The organism is Butyricimonas faecalis (genome assembly GCF_003991565.1).
In the GTDB taxonomy this organism is placed as follows: Bacteria; Bacteroidota; Bacteroidia; order Bacteroidales; family Marinifilaceae; genus Butyricimonas; species Butyricimonas faecalis.
In genome coordinates this window covers 19,375-41,468 of the sequence record NZ_CP032820.1, presented here as the reverse complement: position 1 = coordinate 41,468, position 22,094 = coordinate 19,375, and the positions used below count along the sequence as shown (strand labels likewise).

The following is a 22,094-nucleotide window of genomic DNA, read 5'->3' as shown; positions in this document are numbered from 1 at the left end:
AGTCAACGGTTGTCGCCTTTCTACACGATGTGACCGTCGCTGAATGTCGGGGCAGGTATTGTCGCTTGTCGTAAACGGTTGTAAACTCTTGTCAACTGTCTGCACGGTGTGACAAAAAACAAGCCCCGCAAATTCTCCACGTCAGAAATACGTCTCAAAAATATGTGGAAATTTGGGAAGCATCAAAAAGCAGTCGAAATGTGTTAATTTTTAGAATGTGTTGATAATTAAATGTTTATGCTTGGATATTTCTGATTGTTTTTGGTTGTTCTACGCTTCTAAATACTGCTTTTTTCTTCGTTGAAAACTTGCATTGGCTTTCTTTCTGGACGCATTACTAATGATAGAATTGTGACGAAAGAAAGGAATGAAATCGTAATTCCAAACATAGCTTTACGGTGTATATCAGCCCACGCTAATAAGCGTTCACAAGCGTTATTAACTCCGAACTTTTGAAATATTTTAGTAAGAAGAACAACTGTAGCTTGCTCGGATTTAGTCTTGATAGTTTCTTTTCTATCATTCTTTTTATGTTTAAACAGTTTCATTAAAAATTCTTTTTTACTTTATAATCAAGGTCTTTGTTGAGTATCGTTTTCCAATCTGTGATAATAAGTCCATGAGGATTATTTTCAGTGCGTGGAATTTGTCTTAATTTCCCTGTAGTTACAAGTTGCCTTTTAAGAATAGAAGTTTCTCGCTCTATACGTTGGATGCCATAGTATTCAAAAGATAGGTTATTCATGTCTATCTTGATACTATCTGTCATAATTGTTACTGTTGCAGAACTCGCTAATATAGTGTTGAAATATCCTTTTTCTTTTAGATTATTATATTGTTTTAATCCGCTATCATCAATTAGATACATGGCTTTTTCCATGTTGTATTTTATGAATTCATCGTCTGGGGGTAGTGTGAAAAATAAAGTGTGGAATAGATTTATGTGGCTTTTACATTCTACTTCTAGGTTGACTTCTGTACCAGTTTGCTTCACTAGTACAGGGACATCATTATCTAAAACATATATTTTTTTTCTTTCAGCTTTTACTAAAGAGAAACAAAAGGCTAGTGCCATGCCTGAAATAACTATACTTGTTGCAAAACAGCCAATGGATAAAATTCCGGCTAGTTTGATTTTATTTTCTAAGTTTTTAATAATCATAATAGTGTGTTTAAATTTTAATGAATCTTTTTACATAGCTGCGCTGGCTCCACCTGTGGCTGGAGCTGCTACAGTTTTGGTTGCAATGGCTGCTCCTCCAACCATCCCCCCTATAGCTTGTCCTACTCCAGTTGTACTTACAATCCATGTAGAAACAAAAGGTATTGTAAGCATAGCAAATGCTCCAAGTAATGCTGTAAGAAGGAAGCTGTTGACACCTCCAGAGGTCATTCCGACATACATAACAAATGCAGCTTCATTTCTAAGTGTATATTCTAAAATTTCAATTTCTCGTTCTAATCCATATTGCATAGCAACTAATGAAACTGATAAAACAATATATCCAATACAGGAGTATAAACTAACGCTAATAAAACGTGCTATCCATTGTATATAAGCATCTCTAAAAGCTGGTAAAATTGAAAAAGCAAAAGAAAGTGGTCCAAGTATTATTAGAATAGCTCGAAATAGAATCTGTAAGAAAAACACAAAATAAATACAGACTTGCCAAAATGTGACTATTAAGAATTCTGCGAAATTAAATAATAGCATTTTGAATTTTGCTACTACATAAACATATAGTCCAGCTATCTTATCTCCAACGGCTGAAAAATCTATTCCCATTATAGACCATTTATCTTTATTCGTTTCGTTTTCTGCTCTTTCTACTTCGACTGATGTTGCTAATAATTCCATAGAAACGCTGTCTATAAGAGCATATCTATTTCGTGAAAGCATTTCAACTTCATCAATTTGATTTTCAAACATAGATTTACTAGTTGCTGTAAGAACTTCTCCCGGATAACTAATAGTTTCTATAAAAGGATTCCACAACATTAAAATTAAGCCGAAGGCAAAAGGTCTGAGTAGCGGAATAATTTCAAGTTTTTTATCTCCACTCATCATCTTAAATGATTCAAGACCAAAATACATTAACATAAAAGCTGCGGCTAATGCTTGTGAATCTGTTATAAATTCTCCCATTAAAACAGTCAGCTTATCATTTATTCCTTCGAATAATTCTAATAAAAATTTGTCTATTAACTCATTCATGGTTCATTATTGTTTTATTTATATTATTCAATTTTGTTATTAGCGAAAGAACCTCTATTAATTCTTTATCAAAATCTAAATAAGCTTCTCTCTTTTTAGAGTTACTCATATGTGAATCATGGATTATATCAATGTTCTTTTTTATTCTAGTAACTTCATCAGTTATAACTTCAACGTGTTCTTTATTACCGCCATTAGAAGAATATTCGACAAGTTTTTTATTTATATCATTAAGAATATCATTTCTGCGATTTTTAGTTAAAGTATATTGATAATCAATTTCTTTATCTCCAAATTTGAAGAGCTCCTGTCTATATATGGTATCAACATTATACCCTTCTTTTTCTGTTTCTGATTTATTGTACTCTACGGCTGCCATCATGGGAATTTCTTGTAACTGGAAATTACGTCTATCTTCCTTCCCGTATTTGTCGTGTAACCCTAAGCCCGGCAAAGGAATTTTAATACCCAAAACCTTTTTATACCATATCCAGTAATGATACCATTCTGGTTGTAGTCGTACTCTATCCATAAATTCCATATTATTAAGTACACTCCATTTCCCTTTATCCTTTACTGGCATTTGGGAATAGATATTAGAAGTTCCAATAATCAACATTAGGGAAAAAAATAAAAGCACTCTTTTCATATTATCTTTTAGGTTTTACTTTATAATTCTGTAATAAATCATCAACTAATTTTGAACGATTATCTTTGTATTTAAATACCCCCGGAGCTAATGTTTGTAATACTCCATTTCTTTTTGCTGTTTTCATCTGTCGGCATACAGCGTATGCTATACCTCTCATGTTTCTTAGTTCATTAATAACATACTTAAGCAAGTCTATTCTTTGCTTATTATCCATAAGGTTTACATCTGTCCCGACAATAGCGACCTGATAAATGTATTGTGTCAAATCCGCAGTGCGATTAACTAATTCTAGCTCTGTTTTTGCTGACACCAATAATAAAGCCGGGTCACCTACAGCAAGTTCAACCATTTGTTTTTGATATTTACCAATATCTGCTGCAATATCTGTACAGTAGATAATATCTTTTCCTGTTTTTATGATGGCTTCTACAGATTTTAGGCTATTATAAAATTTGCTTTGGAAAAATTCAATCTGAACCATTTTTTCACTGATTTGTTTTTGTATAAGGCTTATTTGAGCTTCATTCTCTTTCACTTTAGAGAAAGAAGTATGTTGCACCTTATGATTAGCTATAAGTGTTTCCATACAGGTTATATCCAAGACTGCCTTTTGCGAATATGCAACTTGGGTTAAAGTAGATGCTACCACTAAAATAAATAGGATTTTCTTCATGATATTATCTTTAACTGTTTGTAATCCATTTGTATTTATCTAGGATATACTTATATAATGGTTGTTCCCCTATGATGTTAAGTATATCTTTTAGGCTTCCATCATCGGAGTGATACCCTAGTACCTTATTGACTTGTAAAACCCAATCCATATTTTTTAATTTGGAAGATTTTAGGTCTATTATAAAATTATCCAATCCTGTTTGGAAACTACCATAAATGATATGATAATATCCAACAGCATCTTTTTCAATTCGTTCTGTAGTAAATGTGAAATATTCGTGTAGAGAAACCTCTACTCCAAATACATTTCCATAATTTCCTCTTTTTATAAATACTTCATTAAACCGATTACGGTTTTCTTTATTGGGAAGTTGATTTATGGTAAATATTTGCTTTTGATTTACTTCCGTTAAGGATAAAAGATTTGCTATTTCTTGATATTTGTCTATAAATTTACTTTGGTCTAATAGGCATATAATATCGGAGTTGCTGATTATAGAGTTTTTGACTACAGGATTACTAATTATGTCCTCCAGTTCTTGAGTAACAACCATTGCCATACCCCAAAATTTACGAACTGTTTTATACAAATAGAGTATATAGCCAGCCATCATAGGGCTAGCTATGGCTTTCCATGCTTCTTCAATTATTAATGCCTTTCTGTTCTTTTTTAATCTCATTTTTTGAATAAAAACGTCCATAATAATTAAGGTTACTATTGGAAATAATTCAGGGTCATCTTTAATTGCATCAATTTCAAAAACTATAAAGGGTTCTTCAAAAAGGGAAGTGTCAAAATCCTCATTAAGAGTTTTTTCTAACTGTCCTCCTTTATAGAATTTTTTTAATAGAAACTTATAGTTAGTAATATCAAAATCAATTTTGTTCTCTTTGCAAATAATAGGTATAATGCGTAGGGAAAATTCGTAGAAAGAGTTAAAAGATAAGCTTTCAACTTTTATTTCTTTCAATATATCTTCCTTCTTCTGGATTCGTCTTTCTATTATAGAAAGTAATCTAGTTTCAGGATTATCAAGCTCTTGGCGTGTAAAGCCTTTTTCGATAAGAATGTTTTGTATCGCTTTTTCTGCGTTGGTTTTTTCTCCGCCTTCTCCTTTTTCTACTAGTTGCTGTAATTTCTCTATTTTTTCGGAAAGTATCTTGCGTTCTTCTTTTTCCCTTTCGTTTTCAAATTCTTCTTCATTGACTTGAAATTCGAGTAGTAAATTTTCACGTATGGCTTCTTTTTCCGCATCTGAATAACCATTAAAGGGATGAAAGTAGAAAGAATAGTATTTTTCTATGGTAATATCCATAATTTCTTCTTCTTGCTTTTTGACCTCACCATTTGCACCTTTCCATATCAGGAAAATTAATGATTTAAGAAAGTTTTTCTTTTCTACATTATACTCTTCTTCAGTAATTCGGAAAGGATTCATAGATATAGGCTTGCTTTCAGAATAAGTAATGTATTTGCCATGATAGTATTCGCACATTCCTGAATAACTATGCCCTGTATCTACCAATACAATATCAGTGTTATCTAAAACCCATTGTCTTACTTTGGAGTTGACATAGAAAGACTTACCAGAACCACTTGGACCTAAAACAAAGAAGTTGGAGTTATTTGTATATTTTTTCTCACCTTCTTTTCCGGACATATCTATTCCAACAGGCAATCCTTGTCTGTCAGTAAAATAGGTAAGAAAAGGGCTGTTTTCTGTTACTTGTAATTTTTCCTTAAATAAAAGACAAATTGCAGCATCGGAAGTTGTTAGAAATTTGTCATAACTGTTTAGGTTGATTGCGTTTCCTGGCAGTGCACATTCGAATAATTCTAATTGGTTGAAGCATTGTTTATTAATAATAATGCCACAATCAAAAAGAGATGTTTCAACATAGTTGATAGCCTTACTAATATCATCAAGACCAGCAAGAATGATATTATAATGTGCATATACAAGCATTTGCCCTTCTCTGGCAATATCCGACTGCACTCGTTCTATGTCTTCTACACATAAATCATTTGCAGGGTCAGGCATTCCTTTATGTTTTTTCTTTTTGCCTTCTAATTTGTTTGCTTCGTTTCGTTGGTCTGGAATATTTATTACTTGATTATAGATAATTGTGTCTATACTTGGTGTATCATGCAAAAAAGAGAGTAAGTCAACAGGAAACCTTAGCCCAATATTGACCTCTTTATATGGTTTTATAACAGAAGGAAAATTAACTTCGTCAATATCTACAAGAGAAATGCACTGTACGTTTTTTTCTCCAATTATAAGATTTTCTTCTCTTGCTTTGATATTTTTTAGGCTTACTGTTTGCTGATTGAAATTGATAGATAGAAATCTTTTTATATATATTTCTATTTCATTTTCATTTAATAGTTTAGCTCTTATTCCTCTGTTAGCGAATAGTCCTAATACTTTTGTGATGTTTCTAATAAAAGTATCAAACCTTCGAGGGTCAAAAGAAAAGAATTTAGACCTTTCTACTTCTCCTGTAATAACAAGATAAGTAGAAATATCAGTATATATTCGTCCTTTAAAATGTTCAAAATAACGATTTGATAAATAGTCGTTCTTCCTATTCTGGGGTGGTAAAAATGATTTTTTACATAGAATATCCTGTTTTTGTATTGTATATCCAGTTCCTAATACTTTGAGGATATTAGTAAATAAGTGGTGAAAATCATAGTAAGCATCCATATCTGCTGAATACTGTATTATAGGATTTTCACATTTAATGATAACAGAATAGTCGCCCCTTCGGTTATAGAATATAGGAGTATTGTCTATTGTTTCAATACCAATATAAGGAGCTTCAAATTCACTTTTCTTTTTCATAAGCTTTATTTTTTTCTATCTCTTATAAAAGTGCGTGATACTATATATATGCCTTTTCGTTTATCTTTCCTGTGAAGCCCTTTTCTTTGTAATTGCGATGTTATTCCTAACCCTCCAAACATAACTATTACAAGAGTTATACCTCCCCACATAAAAGAAGCCAGAGTAGAAACAATAGCACATAAAAGTAAAGCACTAATAATACAAGCTCCACCGATATATATGAACTTGCCTTTAAATCCTTTGAAAATAAGGGGCTTTTGTAGCCCCTTATATACATTGTAACTTGGATACTCTTTCGACATATTAGATTCCGAAGAATGCTTTTACGACAACACCTGATACAACCAGAAAGATACATGACCCCATCCAGCCCATAACAGCCTTTTGTACATCTTGGTCACCAGAGTTCCATTTTAAATAAACTCGCACTGCTCCAACTAATCCTACTAGACCTCCTAGTATCATCATCATGTTTCCTAGGGGGTCCATGTAGGTTGCAAGTTCAGAACTAGCTGCATCAATTCCCGCAGCACCTTGTGCAAAAGTGTTAGTTACTACCATTATGCTAATGGCTAAAGCGAATGCTCTTTGAGCAATTTTTGAAAAAAACTTTTTCATTTGAATAAAAATTAGTTGTTTATTTGTTAAAATTTACGTGTGAAAACATGCTTTTCCCTTTAGCAAGAAGTTGTTCCATTGGAATACCTTGTGTTTCAACTTCCATTTCAATAGATTCATTTACAGATACATAATTCTGTTCAGATTCTTTTTTTTCATCTTCTTTTTCGTATGAGCCTGTTTCAAAATCTTCATCTACAACTTTGTGAGGTATTTCTTCTTCCTCTCCTATTGAAATAATTTCTTCTTCTTCACCTGTATTGGTTTTGCTTTGCTTTAGGAAAGCATCATACAGGATGTTTGCAGCGTAGTAAACTACATAAATGGCAAATACAGCCATGATAAATTGTGAATAACTCATATTCTTAAATTTAAAAGTTTCATTAATCGACCCTTTTTCTGTACTTTTGATTTATAATAGTACTAGAGGTAATAACAGGGGGGAAAGCCCTAGTTTAAAATAGTTTCGCGAATAGTTGAATTTATGAAACTTGGATTTAAATAAAATGGAGATAATAGGCTACGCTCGTGTTTCAACGAGGGAACAGAATTTAGATTTGCAGCTAGATGCTTTAAAAGAAGCCGGATGCAAACTTATATTTGAGGAAAAAGTATCAGGAGTAAAGGATAGACCCGAATTAGATAAAGCCCTTGCATATTTGCGAGAAGGTGATACTTTTGTTATCTGGAAGCTAGATAGATTAGGACGTTCTTTGAAAGATTTAGTTTATATAGTTGATTGTTTGCAGAAAAGAAAAATTGCATTCAAAAGCATAGTTGATGGTATTGATACTAATAGTGCTTTAGGAAGATGTCAATTTGGAATTTTTGCTTCATTGGCTGAATATGAACGTGAAATAATAGTAGAACGAACTAGGGCTGGATTACAAGCTGCAAAAGAACGAGGGAAACTTACGGGACGACCTATAGGGTTATCGGAAGATGCAAAGAGAAAAGCTATAGCAGCAAAGCGTTTATATGAAAATCGGGATTATTCTATAGATGAAATATGTAGAATTTTACACATTGGAAGTAAGGCTACTTTGTATAGGTATTTACGTTATGAAAAAGTAAGATTGATGAATAGAAGAAATAAATAGGGCGTTACCTTTCAGGTCGGGCTTTTCGCTGCAAGTCCTCGCTACGCTGTGGGCTTTCCGCTGTAATCCCTAACGCATTTTCCCACCCACCCTTCTAAGGTATATCCAATGCTTTGCTTTTTTCACCGCTTCTATGAAGCACCTACAAAAGCAAGGCATTGGATATTCGGTTTTATAGACTTCATGTTCCCAAAGGGAATATTCCGTTTATAAAACCTTATCTCTCACCCAAAATATATAAAACTTTAGGGAAAAGATAATACCTTAAAAATCAGCCAATTATAAACTATTTTTAACAAAAATAATTGTCTTATTATTTGCGACATTTATAGAAAATTACTATCTTTGAGTATTGAAAATAAAGAGATAAATAAACTTTTAAAGCTGGTTTGGCTGCCAGTATAAAGAACAGCAAACAAAATTATGAAATCTACTTTTGATAAAAATGCAGAGAAGTTTGTAAACCTTATGGTTGAAAAAATTGAAAGCTTGTCTATGAATTGGCAAAAACCTTGGTTCTCTAAAGTCAACTCTAAACAGAACTTTTTACCACAAAATTTAACAGGTCGTACTTATAGTGGTGGAAACGCTTTTTTACTTTATTTTTTGTGTGAAAAATATAATTATCAAACTCCTGTTTTTTTGACATTCAATCAAGCACGAAACGAAGGTATTAATGTTCTAAAAGGTGCTGTTGCTTTTCCTGTTTATTACACATTATTTTGTGCTTATCATCGTCAGACAAATGAAAAAATTTCATATGATGAATATAACAAATTATCAGAAGAAGAACAAAAAGAATACCGTTTAGCAGCTTATACAAAATATTTCCAAGTTTTTAATTTAGACCAAACAAACTTTGCGGAAAAATATCCCAATAGATGGGATATATTAAAGGCTAAATTTTCAGGAGAGGAACAGCCACAAGAAGAGAAAGAAATGTATGTAAATCCAATACTTGATGAAATGAATAAGAATCAAAATTGGGTATGTCCTATTCAAACGGTTTCTAGTGATAGTGCGTTTTATTCAATATCAAATGATAGCATTACTTTACCTTTAAAGAGCCAATTTAAGGACGGAGAAAGTTTTTATGGTACAGAATTACATGAAATGGGACATAGTACAGGTGTTAAAAATAGACTAAATCGAAAAGGATTTTATGAAAATGATAAATTCAATTATGGGCGTGAAGAACTTGTAGCAGAATTAATATCGGCTTTGTCTGGTGTATATTTGGGTATTTCTGTAACCGTCAGAGAAGAAAATGCGGCTTATTTAAAATCATGGTGCAAAGCAATAAAAGAAGAACCTAAATTTTTATTTACTGTATTGGCAGATGCTATTAAAGGTAGTAAATTCATAGCCCAGCATCTAAATATAAGGCTAGATGTGGGAGAAGTTGAAGAAGAGAAAAATACAAAGGTTGCTTAAAGATTCCTTCCCCCCTCATTGGGGGGAGTTCTTTTTTCAAACGCCAAAAAAGAACCAAAAAGGCTTAATCGCTTCACTTTGTTACGCTCCAATAGTTTTGCTATCGGTAAACCCACCCACCCTTCTAAGGTATGTTTCTTTATCCCTTCTGCAATCCTTAGTAAAGTTCCACTACCTTTTAGGTAACTCCACTTTAGTAAGCATTGCAGAAGCGGAAACATGACGCAAATTAAAATACATTCTCACTTTGAGAATACATTTTAATGCGTCTTGTTGTCTAACCCAATAAGAACTATAGGGAAAGAAATTCATACCGTACTTTTCGGAGTTGCGGCATTGATGGGTAAACATGGCATGATGAAATGATACCGAATTATCATTCCTGGCACACCCTGTAGAACGACCTTTTGATACCAAATACAAAAAGCTGCCGGAAGCCGGACACAAAAAATTGATACCATAAAACTATAGGGAAAAAGAACAAAGAGAAAACACTATATATAAATAATATATGAATATATAATATATGAACCTATAAACATATAATATATGATTAATATACTCCACTTCCAGAAAGAGCAACACGAAAAATCTTCTTTTCCCTAAAGTTCCTTGTGTCGTTTCTCTCTATACTTGAATACAGGAAAACGGCTGCATCATAAAAGAAAAGACACCGACACCATTCAGGAACTACCGCCCATCGGCAAAAGGATTGCATCTAATTGATACCTTTTCTGCCTGCACTGGAGAGAAACCGGGAAGGTATTTGATACCGTACTTTTCCGGGTTCTGCCCGGCATGGACGATAAGAGAACATTATTATGATACCAAAAACCTTAGGGAAAAATAAAACCTCGGCAGTCTATAAACCTAAAACCATTTTTAACAAAAATAATTGTCCTATTATTTGCGACATTTATAGAAAATCACTATCTTTGAGTATTGAAAATAAAGAGATAAACAAACCTTTAAAGCTGGTTTGGCTGCCAGTATAAAGAACAGCAAACAAAATCATGAAACATTGCTTCTTAAATCCATTTCGTAGCCAACTGTTAGTGCTATTTTTCAGTATTAATTCATTAATCATTTTTTTATGAAAAAGAGTTTACATTACGCTTAGACGATGCAGCCTGCGCAGAGTTAGAAAATCTAAAAAAATTATCTGGTGAAAAAACAGATGCTAAAGCTATTAGATTTGCTATTCAGAATTATGCAACTTTGAATGATAGGTATATTGAAACACAACGGCAAATAAGGACGTGGAAAGATAAATATGCAGCGTTAAATAAAGCTGTTGATGATTACTTGTCTTCTTTTGAAGCATTGAAGAAAACTACAGATTGATAGTCAATTATTAGAAATGTGAAAGGATTAATTTATGATTGGAGTAGAGAAGAAAATTTTCAGATTATCTAGTTCTGTGTTAAATCGTACTTTTAAGCAGGAAAAGAGTATTTTTTGTTCAATGGTGTTACGATTGATGGATACAGAAAACTATGCAAACAATTATTGCGATTCGCTAAGTCTTGTTCTTGAACTATTTCCAGAGATTGATAGGGAAAAGCTAGAAAAAGAATTGGATAAATACGTTTGATAGTATTTGAAATCAAAAATGGGCTATTAAACTAGTTAATAGCCTTATTTTAATACATAAATTCATGAAATATGGCAGCGGATATGACAGATGAAACGATTGCACAATACATGGAACGCATCGAGAAAATGAGCATAAAAGAAATTCAAAAAGAAATTGAATTTCTGGAAAGCCCCGGTTACAACTGTGAAGGACTGGTATGTGCAGACGGAGTAATTACTCCCCGGACAAAAATGCATCGTAAGGTTCTTTGGTATAAGAGAATGAACCAAAAGAGCCTAACAGCCCTGCAATGGGCAAAAGAAGGATATGTTGTAAATCCGGATGCAATAGGAAGAAAGTGGAAAAACAATCCTCACAATTCAAAGGCTATAATATATTATGTATCAGATGAAGTACATGAGGACAAAGAAGCGGCTAAAGAATTTCTCAAATCGAGGCGTAAGGAAAAGAAAGAGTAGTCTTTAGTTCACAGGTCTCTTTTCCAGATATATAAGTCAAGATAAAATGGGATTATCATACCAAATAACGCATAACAGAATAGTAATGAATCAAGAAAGAACATTAACCTTTGGTAAGTATAAGGGAACACATCGAAGTAATATTACTGGAGGCTTCTCAGCAGGTGACTTCGGTGGTTTAATTTATTCAATCGAAAATTTCAATGAAAGTGAATATGAGTTTTAACCAATAAAATGAAGATATGAATAATGAATTTATTGATGGTATTTGGTTTGCTGTTCAGCATATTGTAGTAGTCAGAGATATGCCAGCAATCGCAATAGGGATAATTAAGGAATCGAATCTTTCCATTGATGATTGTAAGGCTGCGCAAAAAAGGAGTGGTTCTTTTCACAATCAGATGATGAAGTTTATTGAAACAGAATTAGCGTAAAACAGTATAAATATGAGCAAAATTGAAGAAGCCTTCAGAGGCTTAGGAAGAACAGAGAAAGTGAGATTCATTTCGCAGAACATCGAGTATGCAAATGCGCTTGCAGTAGCCAGTTATGTAAAAGGTTATCTTTTCGATGTCCTTAATGATGTCGGAGATGATGAGTATATAGCAGCGTATCTCAGAGAAAAGGGATATGAAGTAAAAAAACAAGAATAATCCTCAAATCGATATATAAATAAACGAATTATGAATGAAAGAACAATCCAAATAGACGTAATTGGAAAAATAGAAGGTACTCAATTTATGAAGTGTAAGCTATATACAAATGAAAATATTGTCATTATCATGATGAATGAATTTGATTATGAACGGTTGAAAGAAGAAGGAATCTTCATAAGAGATGGCAAAAGTCGAGATTCAGCCGGGGTGTTGAATACAACCAATACTTTCATCGAAAAAAATTAATACTCAAAACAAAAAAGAATGATTATGGATAAAAAAGAAAAGAATTTTGCCACATACAAAGAATTTGCAAAGATGCTTCGGGAAGTGGCAAACATATACTCTAAACTGGGTGACGAACCATTGTTGAAAGAAGGATATGAGTATAACGCCATTAGAGATGCTGTTCAGTATGTAACGAACAAACACGATTTTGGTTACTTTATACAGCCTTGGAAGGATGAGTTTCTACGTATGCCTTTTGATGTGACGAAGCGAAAAAAATGGGCTGATTATGTGGCTGAATGCCATGCTACAGGAAAGGAAATAGATTACGATAATTATGATTGGGATAAATGACCATAATTTTTCGAATAGTGTGAAAGGGAATAGATGTCATATAATCAAAATATAGATAGAATGTTTATTGAATATAAGGTATATCGTAGGGTGTCAGATTTGAAGCCTTTTATATCTAGGGATGAACTCCCTTCTTGTCAGATGATTGGGAAAAAAAAGTTTGTAGGAAAAAAAGCAAAAATGGAGGCTGTTTATAGACTTACAGGGAAACGTTTGCCAGAAGACTATACAACAGAGCAGGTAAACAATTTTCTTACGGTAGAGCTTTTTAATACGTCTTTATGGCATAAGTATAGAAAGATTTACAATGAAGTTTCCAATGAAAAAGAAATTGTTGTTGAGAACTATAGTTATCAATATACATTAGTTGTAGAATTAGCAAATAAATCGAATTTATCATTGGATGAAGGAAAAATTGTACATTTTGTTATGTGCGAACTGTTAGGAAATCCTTGTGAAACGTATAAAGGGATGAAAAACCCTATAATTTCTTTACGAAAAGATTATGATAGATAAAGCAAAAACATTAGATGAATGCTTTAAGGAACTAATTCTTAAAAGAGGTTGGTCTAAAAATAGTCCATATGACCGCCGAACTGCATCAAGGCATAAAAAGCAATTCCTTGAAGGAACGTTGCCCGATGAATTTAAAAGAGTATATTTGCAAAGTGCTGGTTATACAATAGTGCAGCCGGAGCTTTGGCGACAGGAATTATAAAACAAAGAAAATGGACTGGAGGAACATAATAAGAAATCTATTAGAAATTATCATTGCTATTTTTAGAATGATTTTCATAGGGCTATTTTATATAGCCAAGTTTATGTTTGTGTTCTTTATTCTACTTTTTTTTGGAGTATTAATCAGTCAAAATAATAAGCGATGGTAAATAGAGAAATAAAAGCCCGAAAACGTGCGGTGAAAGAAGAAAAAGAAGAAATAGACGGTGAGATTGTTAGAATTAGGAAAGGGCATCCTCGTACAAATCTTCCTGTGAAACTCCCAGAAAATCCCACATGGCTGAAACAACCTAATGTAGTTACATTAATGGCTGGTGATTTTAAGACAGTACAGATTAGAATCTTAATTGCTGTTATAGAGAAATTACAGGATGTCATAGAATTAAGTATTCAGCATCTAGATAAATATGGTACATCTATTCCATGCGAGCAATTATCTTTATTTCAAGAATATTCAGACCGTATAAGAGTAGATATCGCATATCGGGATTTGGGCGTTAATCCAGACCAATACAAGGAAGTAAAAAGCATGGTTCGTAAATTAATCAGTATTCCTGTAGAGCTTGATGTTAAAGACCCAATAACAGGTGAGGATAGTTGGTCTATTACTGGTTTATTCACTAAGGCAAATATACCTAAAACTCCTTATTCAAGAGGTTTTTCTTTAGAAATGGATAGAGAGGTTGCTAAAGTTTTCATTAATGTTGATAGAGGTTTTACACGCTATATAAAAGAGATAGCTTTAAGAGCGCAAAGTAGATATACAATAAGAATGTATATGCTGATTAGCTCATGGAAAGAAAAAGGTGGTTTTTCTATCTATGTGGATAGATTTCGGAAATTCTTAAAATTAGAAGATAAATACCCCGAATTTAAAGATTTGTATAAACGTGTAATACGCCCTGTTTACGATGATTTGTTTGAACAGGCTGATTGCTGGTTTGAAATGGCAGAAGTTTATCGTAATTCAGGCGATACACAGCCTTATAAACTTAATTTCAAAGTTATTAAGTCTGCATTATCAAAGAAGGAAGAAGAACTATTAAAAGGACAAAAGAAGATGATAACGAATTTTTGTTCTTTGCACTTTGCAATGAAGGACGAGCATTTGCAGCAGTTTATTCCACAGATTACATTAAGCAACTATAAAGCAGTAGTAACTAAGATGCTTTATCTAGGCGAATATGTTAGAGATAACTGGAATAAAATTTCAAATAAAGCAGAATATTGTTTATCCGTATTATTAAAAGAAGTAGAAATACTCCCCGGAATGATTGGAGAAGAAAAAGAAGATGAATAAAAGTTGGGTTTTTGTCCCTAGGAGGGGGCTAAAAGTTGGGTTTTTGTCCCTAAGAAGTTGGGTTTTTGTCCCTAAGAAGTTGGGTTTTTGTCCCTAAGAAGTTGGGTTTTTGTCCCTGATTTTTTACCATTATCTGTTGTTTTTCAGATAGTTACCCTTTCATTTTTAAGGGTACTACCATCACTAGCTGATAAAAAAAAACCTGATAATCATACCAAACACAAAAAAGGAACTTTTCTTATTACATAAACCCATAAAAAAGGAACTTTTCTCATAATCTTAACACAAACTTTAGGGAAAAGAACACCTATTAACAAAAAAAGACACTATATGATACAACTAATCAATCGAAAGTTGGGTTTTTGTCCCTATCTAAAAAAAACATATTTTAAAAAGTTGGGTTTTTGTCCCTATGCTTTTTTGATATACTGTAGGGAAAGAAATTGATACCGAATTATCATGCTCGATATGTTCTGAAGAACGCCTTTTTGATACCAAATACAAAAAGCTGCCGGAAGCCGGACACAAAAAATTGATACCATAAAACTATAGGGAAAAAGAACAAAGAGAAAACACTATATATAAATAATATATGAATATATAATATATAATATATGAACCTATAAACATATAATATATGATTAATATACTCCACTTCCAGAAAAAGCAACACGAAGAATCTTCTTTTCCCTAAAGTTCTTTGTGTCGTTTCTCTCTATATCTGAATACAGAAAAACGGCTGCATCATAAAAGAAACGATACCGACACCATTCAGGAACTATCGCCCATCAGCAAAAGGATTGCATCTAATTGATACCTTTTCTGCCTGCACTGGAGAGAAACCGGGAAGGTATTTGATACCGTACTTTTCCGGGTTCTGCCCGGCATGGACGATAAGAGAACATTATTATGATACCAAAAAAACTTATCTAATTGTATTTTTTTCCCTTTTGTTTGGGAGGGTGTTTAGTAATTTATATATTTGCGTTTGTAGAAATTAATAGCAAGATGTGTTTTTGTGGACACAAAAACCAAATCTTGCCTGATAAATCAGGAGTTTAGCCCCCTCGCAACTTGGGGGCATATATTATTTAGTATCATAGTATGAAAGCAAATAAAAGAGATAGAATAGTGAAAGTTCGCTTAACGAATTTAGAATATGAAGAACTAACTAAAGCTTCTAAATCTAGCAAATGTATGTCAGATTATTTTAGACAGAGAGTCTTTAGGAAAGGAGTTGGTCTTATTGACCCTAAAGAATTTATTCGTTCGATGGATGAAATTTGTTTGGAAATGAAACGTATAGGAAATAATATAAATCAGTTGGCTAGGTATGTAAATATTCATAAGGAAGAAGTTAATCAAGAGGTTCTTAATGAGGTAGAAAAGAAAATGGCAGACTATGTAATTATGCAAGATAAATTGAATGTTACTTGGCGTAAGTTGATGTCAATCAAATAATATATGTATATATAATATTTATATATATAATTTTAGTGATAAAGACAGCGTTACTATTTCTTTTCCCTAAAGTTCCTTGTGTCGTTTCTCTCTATACCTGAATACAGGAAAACGGCTGCATCATAAAAGAAAAGACACCGACACCATTCAGGAACTATCGCCCATCAGCAAAAGGATTGCATCTAATTGATACCTTTTCTGCCTGCACTGGAGAGAAACCGGGAAGGTATTTGATACCGTACTTTTCCGGGTTCTGCCCGGCATGGACGATAAGAGAACATTATTATGATACCAAAAACTTTAGGGAAAAATATTATATATATAAATAATATATGAATATATAATATTTGAATATTTATTATATGAATAAATTATATTGAAATATTCTTTTATTGAATATTTGTTTGTATATTTGCGGTGTGAAGTTATAAATATGGTAGTAGTAGTTTTAAAAGCGGCAACTTCTTTCGCTGGTATTGATTATAATGAGCGAAAGAATGAGGAAGGCAAGAGTGAACTTCTTGTTGCAGAAAATTTTGCTATGAATCCAGATAATTTGAAGAAGTCGGATTATATAGCTTATATGGAATCTGTCTGTAGGACTAATCCAGCGGTCAAGGCAAAACAATTTCATGCAGTGATTTCATGTAAGGGGCGTGAATATTCGGCAGAGGATTTGAAAAATGTAGCTTTGCAATATATAAATAAAATGGGTTATGGAAATAATCCTTATATGATATATTTTCATTCTGATACAGAAAATAATCATGTACATATTGTTTCTACACGAGTACAGAAGAACGGACAGAAGGTAAAAGATAATATGGAAGCTGTGCGCTCACAGAAAGTCATAAATCAAATAATGAATGTTGATTTAGCTTTGAAGGCTAAAGATGATATTTCAAAATACATGGAGTTTTCTTTTTCTACAGTGCAGCAATATAAGTTGTTACTTGAACAATCAGGATGGAAATTAAGAGAAAAGGATGGATTATTAATTTTGTATAAGGGTGGTGAAAAGCACGCTTCAATTCAATTAGAGCAGATAAAAGATAAAGCTAAACAATATACACCTGATGAAGAAAGAAGAAAACAGATAACAGCTCTTTTATTTAAATATAAGCAAGGACTTTCCTATACAGAACTTCAAACTTTGATGAAAGATAAGTTTGGTATAAATTTAGTCTTTCATACAGGAAAAGGACATACTAAACCTTATGGATATACATTAATTGATTATAGAAATAAGAGAGTTCTGAAAGGTGGGGAAGTTATGGATTTGAAGGAACTTTTAGTAGAGCCTAATAAACAAGCAAAAGTTGAACACTGTAATAGTATAATTAATCTTCTTTTGAAAGATGGAACAAAATATACAATGGATAGTTTCAAGAAATTAATGTTAGATTACGGTTATAGGTTTTCAATGAATGGCACAATATTTATAAATGGTGATGATAAGGCTTTATTGGTTCTTGATAAAAAACTGTTGAAAGAACTTAGATATAATAGCAGAGTGTATGAAGCAAATAAATTTAATGTTGCTACACTTAAAGAAGCCGAGTTGTTAAGTAGAATTTATCATGTGAAAAAAGATGATATTTTGATTCAAGAGCATATGGATAAAAAAAATACTGTCTATACTGATATGATAAATAGTTATTTGGCTCATAGTTCAGATTTACATTCTACATTAAGAGAAAAAGGAATTCTTTTTGTTGAAGATGATAATTTAGTTTATCTAATAGATAAAAAGAATAAAGTAATCGTAAGTACTGATGATTTAGGAATCAATATTATAAAAGATGGCTATAGTAAAGATAGGATTACTCTAGTTACTCTTGATAAGATGGAAAGAATAAATGTTGAACAAGATTCAGAACTGGCAAGGGGATTTAATCTGATTGATGCTATTTGTGATATTCTTAGCCAGCATATAAATGTACAGCAAGATAAATCTCCTAATAGGAAAAAGAAAAGAGGACAGCAACAAAATTAATAAATATAAGTAAGATATGATAATATTATTTGGGAATCAGAAAGGCGGTTGTGGTAAAACGACTAATTGCATACAATTTGCCAACTATCTAGTAGAAAAAGGAAAAGAAGTTCTAGTATTGGATTTAGATTTTCAGCGTTCATTATCGGATAGAAGAAAAGAAGATATTGCGACCTATGATAATGAACCTAAATATGAGGTTATACAAACCGATATATCTAATGTTGCTAAAATTATTAGTGATTTTACTAAGGTTGAGCAAGGAAATCTATTAATAGATTTGCCTGGTAAGATTGATGATGATGCTCTGGGAACTATTCTTAAAGCTGCGGATATAATAATATGCCCATTTAAATACGATAAATTTACAATGGATAGTACAGGTTTTTTTATCCAAGTGTTACAGTATTTAAATGTAAAAGCCAAAATATTCTTTTTACCTAACAATATGAGAACTGCGGTAAGATATGAAACAAAAGAACAGGTAGTTGATATTCTTAAGCAAGTTGGTTTTGTTACAGATGAAATACCAGCTTCTGTTGCTATGGAACGTATAAATACATTAGCAATTAGTAATGAGTGTATTGATAAGGTGAAGAATGCTTATGATTATATCATTCAAGAAGGAGCAATAAAATAAAATATTCTTTTAATAGATATTTGTTATAAAGTTATTCATTTATTGTATATATTTGCACATGGCTGATAAATTAAGGAAAAAGCAAAATGAAGGTATTTCTAGTGTTCTGGAAATAGCTAAAATGATAAGAGGTGAAGAATTGCATGGGAGTAGTATAAATGAAGCTCCTATTCAAGAAGCTAAATATGAAGTTGAAGAGGAGAAAGAACCACTTCATGTAGAAATGGAAACAACTTCTTCGGAAGTTTTTAATTTTAATGGCTCTAGTGAAATGGATTTGACGGACTTATTAGAGTACATTAAAGGAAAAAATTATAATTGCAAGGAAGTTCTATATGTTGATACAGATGTAAAAGAGGTGTTTGGGTTGCTCAAAGCTAAAGCCAAAATACCTATTTCATCTTTAGTTTCGTTTATTTTGGAAGATTGGTTAACTAAACACCGTAGCGACATAAGTTCTTTGATTAAGCAAAAAAAGAACCGTTTTCTTTAGTACAGAAAAAGGGTCGTTTTGTGAAACAAAAGATTTTGGTTAGGCTAGTTTAGAAAACACTTTTCTTTTTTTGTTTTATGGTATCAATTTTTTGCGTCCGGCTTCCGGCTGCTTTTTGTATTTGGTATCAAAAGGTCGTTCTGCAGGGTGTGCCAGGAATGATAATTCGGTATCATTTCATCATGCCATGTTTGCCCATCAGTGCCGGAACTCCGAAAAGTACGGTATCAACAAATTCTTTAAAGTAATATTGAAAATAAAAGAGAGTATTTGGTACTCTCTTTTATTTTATTAAGGCTGTAATAAATTGATGGCTTTTTGAAGATTAGCTTCTAGCTCTTTTTTAGCGTTTGACATAGCATCCTCATAGTTTTTTTCTGATTGTCTTATAATTTCTATTATAACAGAATTATAATTGGCTTTTTGTGCTTCATCTTCTTCTGTATTAGAAATCAGATAAAACTTTTCACTAAATATTAAATCTATAAAAACATAGTTAGAATAAAAATTCAGCACTTGAAATAAAAGTTTTAGGCTGCCCCCTTTTCCTAGTTCAAGATTTGAAATCGCATTTTGTTTACAGTTCAGCTGTTCTGCTAATTGAGCTTGGGAATATCCTATATGCTCTCGGATTTGCTTTAACCTTGTGCCTAAAATTGGTAATGTAATGTTATACATATTGTTCTATTACTGTTTCTACTTCGTCGTATATTCTCTTAAAGTTTTTTTGCAGTAATTTCTCTCTATTATCTGCTGTCCCAAAGTTATATACTTTTGGCAGTTCTTTGTAGGCTTCTTCTTCTTTCTTAATTTTTTTTAAATCTAAATTGGTTTTGCAATGGTACATCGCTGTTGGAAAATTATCTTCTTGTCCAAAATCTAATGCAACTTGCCCTACTAATGTACCAGCTTGTAATGAAGATATTTTGGATGCCGGGATAACAAAATCCATTTGTTCATTCATATTAATTGTTGTTTCGTTTCTTCTGATAGTAACACCTTCTTTTACTTGCTTAACTTTTCCAAATAGTTTTTGTAGCCAATCTAAAGTTTCAGGAGCTTTAGCTTGCCCGGATAAAGTGTTACCTATAATAGAAGTTATAGTTTTTGCGGTAGCTTTGCCGTATTGTTCTTCTAATTGCGGTAGTTCCTGTAATCCCAAACAAATTGAAACCTTATTGCTACGTGCAGTAGAAAGTAGTGTTGCAAGTTGATAAAAATATAATGTGGGACATTCATCTACTATGATTGAAGTAGGGTAGTTACCTTTTGTATTGACAAGTCTAGTTAATCGGTTAATGATAAGTGCATTTAAAGCACTATTCATGCTTTGTGTTTTAGGGTTATTTGCAATGATAAGATAACTAGGGTCTTTTTTATCTGATACTTTTAAATTGAAATCATTGCCACTAAATACCCAAAAAGATTCTTTAGTTGCTAGTCTTGATAACTGTACTTTTAGACTTGCCATCTGTCCTTCTAATTGGTCCACTGCTCCTGATTTATATGCAGCTTCAAATGGGGAAACTAGTGATTTTAATTCAGGTTCGGAAAAGAGGACTTTAAAAAGTACGTCATATTCTTGATTAAGGAAAGCCAGTACATGCGGTAAATCTGAATATTTGCCATTCTCGTATCTAGACCAAAAATAAATAGAAGCTGCTAACAAGTTTACTGCTGATGTTTTAAAAAAATCGCTATTACCTCCACTTCCTTTGTCGCCTTTTTGTAAACTCTCATATAATGCTTCTGCCGTTTCTGTTGCATCTGCTAGGATTTCTATATATTCTCGTTTCAATGGGTTTATTCTTCTACTATATTCAATATCAGAAAAATTAATGACATTGAACTTGAAATTACTTGGTATTTTTCCTAATTGCTTGTTCTTTTGATAATTATAATATGCAATTTTGGCAAGTTCAGGAAATTTGAAGTCGTAAACAACTTCTGCAAATCCTTTAGCTGAATGTTGTCTTATAAAAGAATTTATAACAGAAAAAGATTTACCACTTCCAGGCGTTCCTATTACGAAAGTTCCACGAAAACAGTTGCATATATTCAGCCACCCATTATGCCACTTTCTATTGTAGAAAAACTTCATCGGAATATTGACAGAGAATTCTGTTTCTACCTTGTCTTTAGATTGTTCAAAGCTTTCATTCTCTATATTAAATCTATCTTTCATAAAGTTTGATTTAATACGTTTGGAAATGTTATCTAGAGCTGAATTTATTAATGTCGCTCCAATTATTGATAGTATAATGTAAGCTATATTATACCATTCTAAACTAGTTTCTCCTTTTTCTTTAAAGAAAAGAAAGCATATACTTCCAAAGAACATTATGAATCCAAAGATTAAAGGAAAAATGATTTGTTTAGTCGGGTCTAATTCTAAATCCTTTTTTGAACGTGTTCCAATGCAAGTAACCATTATAATAAAGAATGTAAATAGTTTACTATAAAGAATATTAGAATAGATAGGAATTTTTGCCATTTTTGATAATAAGGGCATAATTTGTTCACTAAAGGGAAAATGAACAAATAGTAGAATCTCTATGCAAACAGTTATATAAATGAATGCTTGCATGAATCCATATAGTTTTTGTAATTCTTTGCTTTCTTCCATG

26 protein-coding genes are annotated in these 22,094 nt (G+C 32.2%); 15 read left to right on the top strand and 11 right to left on the bottom strand.

Annotated features, from left to right (window positions below; all coding sequences use genetic code 11):
• Positions 1-278: 278 nt before the first annotated feature.
• The 9 genes from D8S85_RS21295 to D8S85_RS21255 are packed head-to-tail and all read right to left on the bottom strand — an operon-like array spanning position 279 to position 7,373.
• Positions 279-548 (bottom strand): hypothetical protein, encoded by a 270-nt coding sequence (locus D8S85_RS21295; RefSeq protein WP_240648967.1) that lies wholly within the window; start codon positions 546-548, stop codon positions 279-281.
• Entirely contained in the window at positions 548-1,162 is a 615-nt protein-coding gene (gene traK, locus D8S85_RS21290; protein ID WP_127075841.1) for a conjugative transposon protein TraK, read from the bottom strand. Before traK ends, D8S85_RS21295 begins: the two co-directional genes overlap by 1 nt.
• 30 nt (positions 1,163-1,192) lie before the next feature.
• Entirely contained in the window at positions 1,193-2,215 is a 1,023-nt protein-coding gene (locus tag D8S85_RS21285; RefSeq protein ID WP_127075839.1) for a plasmid transfer protein, read from the bottom strand.
• Positions 2,208-2,864: a hypothetical protein gene (locus D8S85_RS21280; RefSeq protein WP_127075837.1), complete on the bottom strand. Its 657-nt coding sequence runs from the start codon at positions 2,862-2,864 to the stop codon at positions 2,208-2,210. The genes D8S85_RS21285 and D8S85_RS21280 overlap by 8 nt, the downstream gene beginning before the upstream one ends.
• 1 nt (position 2,865) lies before the next feature.
• Positions 2,866-3,540: a hypothetical protein gene (locus D8S85_RS21275; protein ID WP_004295374.1), complete on the bottom strand. Its 675-nt coding sequence runs from the start codon at positions 3,538-3,540 to the stop codon at positions 2,866-2,868.
• A gap of 10 nt (positions 3,541-3,550) precedes the next feature.
• Complete coding sequence (locus D8S85_RS21270) at positions 3,551-6,391, bottom strand: TraG/VirB4 family ATPase (protein ID WP_127075835.1); 2,841 nt, start codon at positions 6,389-6,391, stop codon at positions 3,551-3,553.
• A 5-nt stretch (positions 6,392-6,396) separates the two neighbouring features.
• Entirely contained in the window at positions 6,397-6,696 is a 300-nt protein-coding gene (locus D8S85_RS22190) for a hypothetical protein (RefSeq protein ID WP_004295371.1), read from the bottom strand.
• A gap of 1 nt (position 6,697) precedes the next feature.
• Positions 6,698-7,012 (bottom strand): DUF4134 domain-containing protein, encoded by a 315-nt coding sequence (locus D8S85_RS21260; RefSeq protein WP_004295370.1) that lies wholly within the window; start codon positions 7,010-7,012, stop codon positions 6,698-6,700.
• Between the two features lie 19 nt (positions 7,013-7,031).
• The gene (locus D8S85_RS21255; RefSeq protein WP_007559113.1) at positions 7,032-7,373 is read right to left on the bottom strand and encodes a hypothetical protein; all 342 of its coding nucleotides are present in this window, start codon (positions 7,371-7,373) and stop codon (positions 7,032-7,034) included.
• Positions 7,374-7,518: 145 nt separating this feature from the next.
• On the opposite strand from D8S85_RS21255, the gene D8S85_RS21250 reads away from it, so the two are divergent.
• The 15 genes from D8S85_RS21250 to D8S85_RS21165 all read left to right on the top strand — a co-directional run bounded on the left by D8S85_RS21250 (position 7,519) and on the right by D8S85_RS21165 (position 19,467).
• Complete coding sequence (locus D8S85_RS21250) at positions 7,519-8,112, top strand: recombinase family protein (protein ID WP_007559111.1); 594 nt, start codon at positions 7,519-7,521, stop codon at positions 8,110-8,112.
• A 423-nt stretch (positions 8,113-8,535) separates the two neighbouring features.
• Positions 8,536-9,546, top strand: coding sequence for an ArdC family protein (locus tag D8S85_RS21245; RefSeq protein ID WP_127075833.1), 1,011 nt, complete (start codon positions 8,536-8,538; stop codon positions 9,544-9,546).
• 1,378 nt (positions 9,547-10,924) lie between these two features.
• Positions 10,925-11,140, top strand: a complete 216-nt coding sequence (locus D8S85_RS21230; protein WP_007559101.1) for a hypothetical protein — start codon at positions 10,925-10,927, stop codon at positions 11,138-11,140.
• Between the two features lie 71 nt (positions 11,141-11,211).
• Positions 11,212-11,601 carry a hypothetical protein gene (locus D8S85_RS21225; RefSeq protein ID WP_007559098.1) on the top strand — a complete coding sequence of 130 codons (390 nt, stop codon included), beginning with the start codon at positions 11,212-11,214 and terminating at the stop codon, positions 11,599-11,601.
• A gap of 242 nt (positions 11,602-11,843) precedes the next feature.
• Positions 11,844-12,035, top strand: coding sequence for a hypothetical protein (locus D8S85_RS21220; RefSeq protein WP_007559094.1), 192 nt, complete (start codon positions 11,844-11,846; stop codon positions 12,033-12,035).
• A gap of 12 nt (positions 12,036-12,047) precedes the next feature.
• The gene (locus D8S85_RS21215) at positions 12,048-12,254 is read left to right on the top strand and encodes a hypothetical protein (protein ID WP_127075831.1); all 207 of its coding nucleotides are present in this window, start codon (positions 12,048-12,050) and stop codon (positions 12,252-12,254) included.
• A gap of 30 nt (positions 12,255-12,284) precedes the next feature.
• Complete coding sequence (locus D8S85_RS21210) at positions 12,285-12,503, top strand: hypothetical protein (RefSeq protein ID WP_004295363.1); 219 nt, start codon at positions 12,285-12,287, stop codon at positions 12,501-12,503.
• A gap of 24 nt (positions 12,504-12,527) precedes the next feature.
• Complete coding sequence (locus D8S85_RS21205; RefSeq protein WP_008765228.1) at positions 12,528-12,839, top strand: hypothetical protein; 312 nt, start codon at positions 12,528-12,530, stop codon at positions 12,837-12,839.
• A gap of 33 nt (positions 12,840-12,872) precedes the next feature.
• A complete protein-coding gene (locus tag D8S85_RS21200) occupies positions 12,873-13,355 on the top strand; it encodes a hypothetical protein (protein WP_007559088.1) in 483 nt (160 codons plus the stop codon).
• The gene (locus D8S85_RS21195) at positions 13,345-13,557 is read left to right on the top strand and encodes a hypothetical protein (protein ID WP_004295360.1); all 213 of its coding nucleotides are present in this window, start codon (positions 13,345-13,347) and stop codon (positions 13,555-13,557) included. The genes D8S85_RS21200 and D8S85_RS21195 overlap by 11 nt, the downstream gene beginning before the upstream one ends.
• A 162-nt stretch (positions 13,558-13,719) precedes the next feature.
• Positions 13,720-14,877 carry a replication initiation protein gene (locus D8S85_RS21190; RefSeq protein ID WP_007559085.1) on the top strand — a complete coding sequence of 386 codons (1,158 nt, stop codon included), beginning with the start codon at positions 13,720-13,722 and terminating at the stop codon, positions 14,875-14,877.
• A gap of 1,104 nt (positions 14,878-15,981) precedes the next feature.
• A complete protein-coding gene (locus tag D8S85_RS21180) occupies positions 15,982-16,338 on the top strand; it encodes a plasmid mobilization protein (RefSeq protein ID WP_007557662.1) in 357 nt (118 codons plus the stop codon).
• A gap of 433 nt (positions 16,339-16,771) precedes the next feature.
• Positions 16,772-18,334, top strand: coding sequence for a relaxase/mobilization nuclease domain-containing protein (locus D8S85_RS21175; protein ID WP_007559083.1), 1,563 nt, complete (start codon positions 16,772-16,774; stop codon positions 18,332-18,334).
• 16 nt (positions 18,335-18,350) lie between these two features.
• Entirely contained in the window at positions 18,351-18,974 is a 624-nt protein-coding gene (locus D8S85_RS21170; protein ID WP_004295355.1) for a ParA family protein, read from the top strand.
• A gap of 58 nt (positions 18,975-19,032) precedes the next feature.
• Positions 19,033-19,467: a hypothetical protein gene (locus D8S85_RS21165; RefSeq protein WP_007557648.1), complete on the top strand. Its 435-nt coding sequence runs from the start codon at positions 19,033-19,035 to the stop codon at positions 19,465-19,467.
• Between the two features lie 291 nt (positions 19,468-19,758).
• Here the strand turns inward: D8S85_RS21165 and D8S85_RS21155 are convergent, their stop codons facing one another.
• Complete coding sequence (locus D8S85_RS21155; protein ID WP_007559164.1) at positions 19,759-20,145, bottom strand: helix-turn-helix domain-containing protein; 387 nt, start codon at positions 20,143-20,145, stop codon at positions 19,759-19,761.
• A complete protein-coding gene (locus D8S85_RS21150; protein ID WP_004295345.1) occupies positions 20,138-22,093 on the bottom strand; it encodes a type IV secretory system conjugative DNA transfer family protein in 1,956 nt (651 codons plus the stop codon). The genes D8S85_RS21155 and D8S85_RS21150 overlap by 8 nt, the downstream gene beginning before the upstream one ends.
• Between the last annotated feature and the right edge of the window lies 1 nt (position 22,094).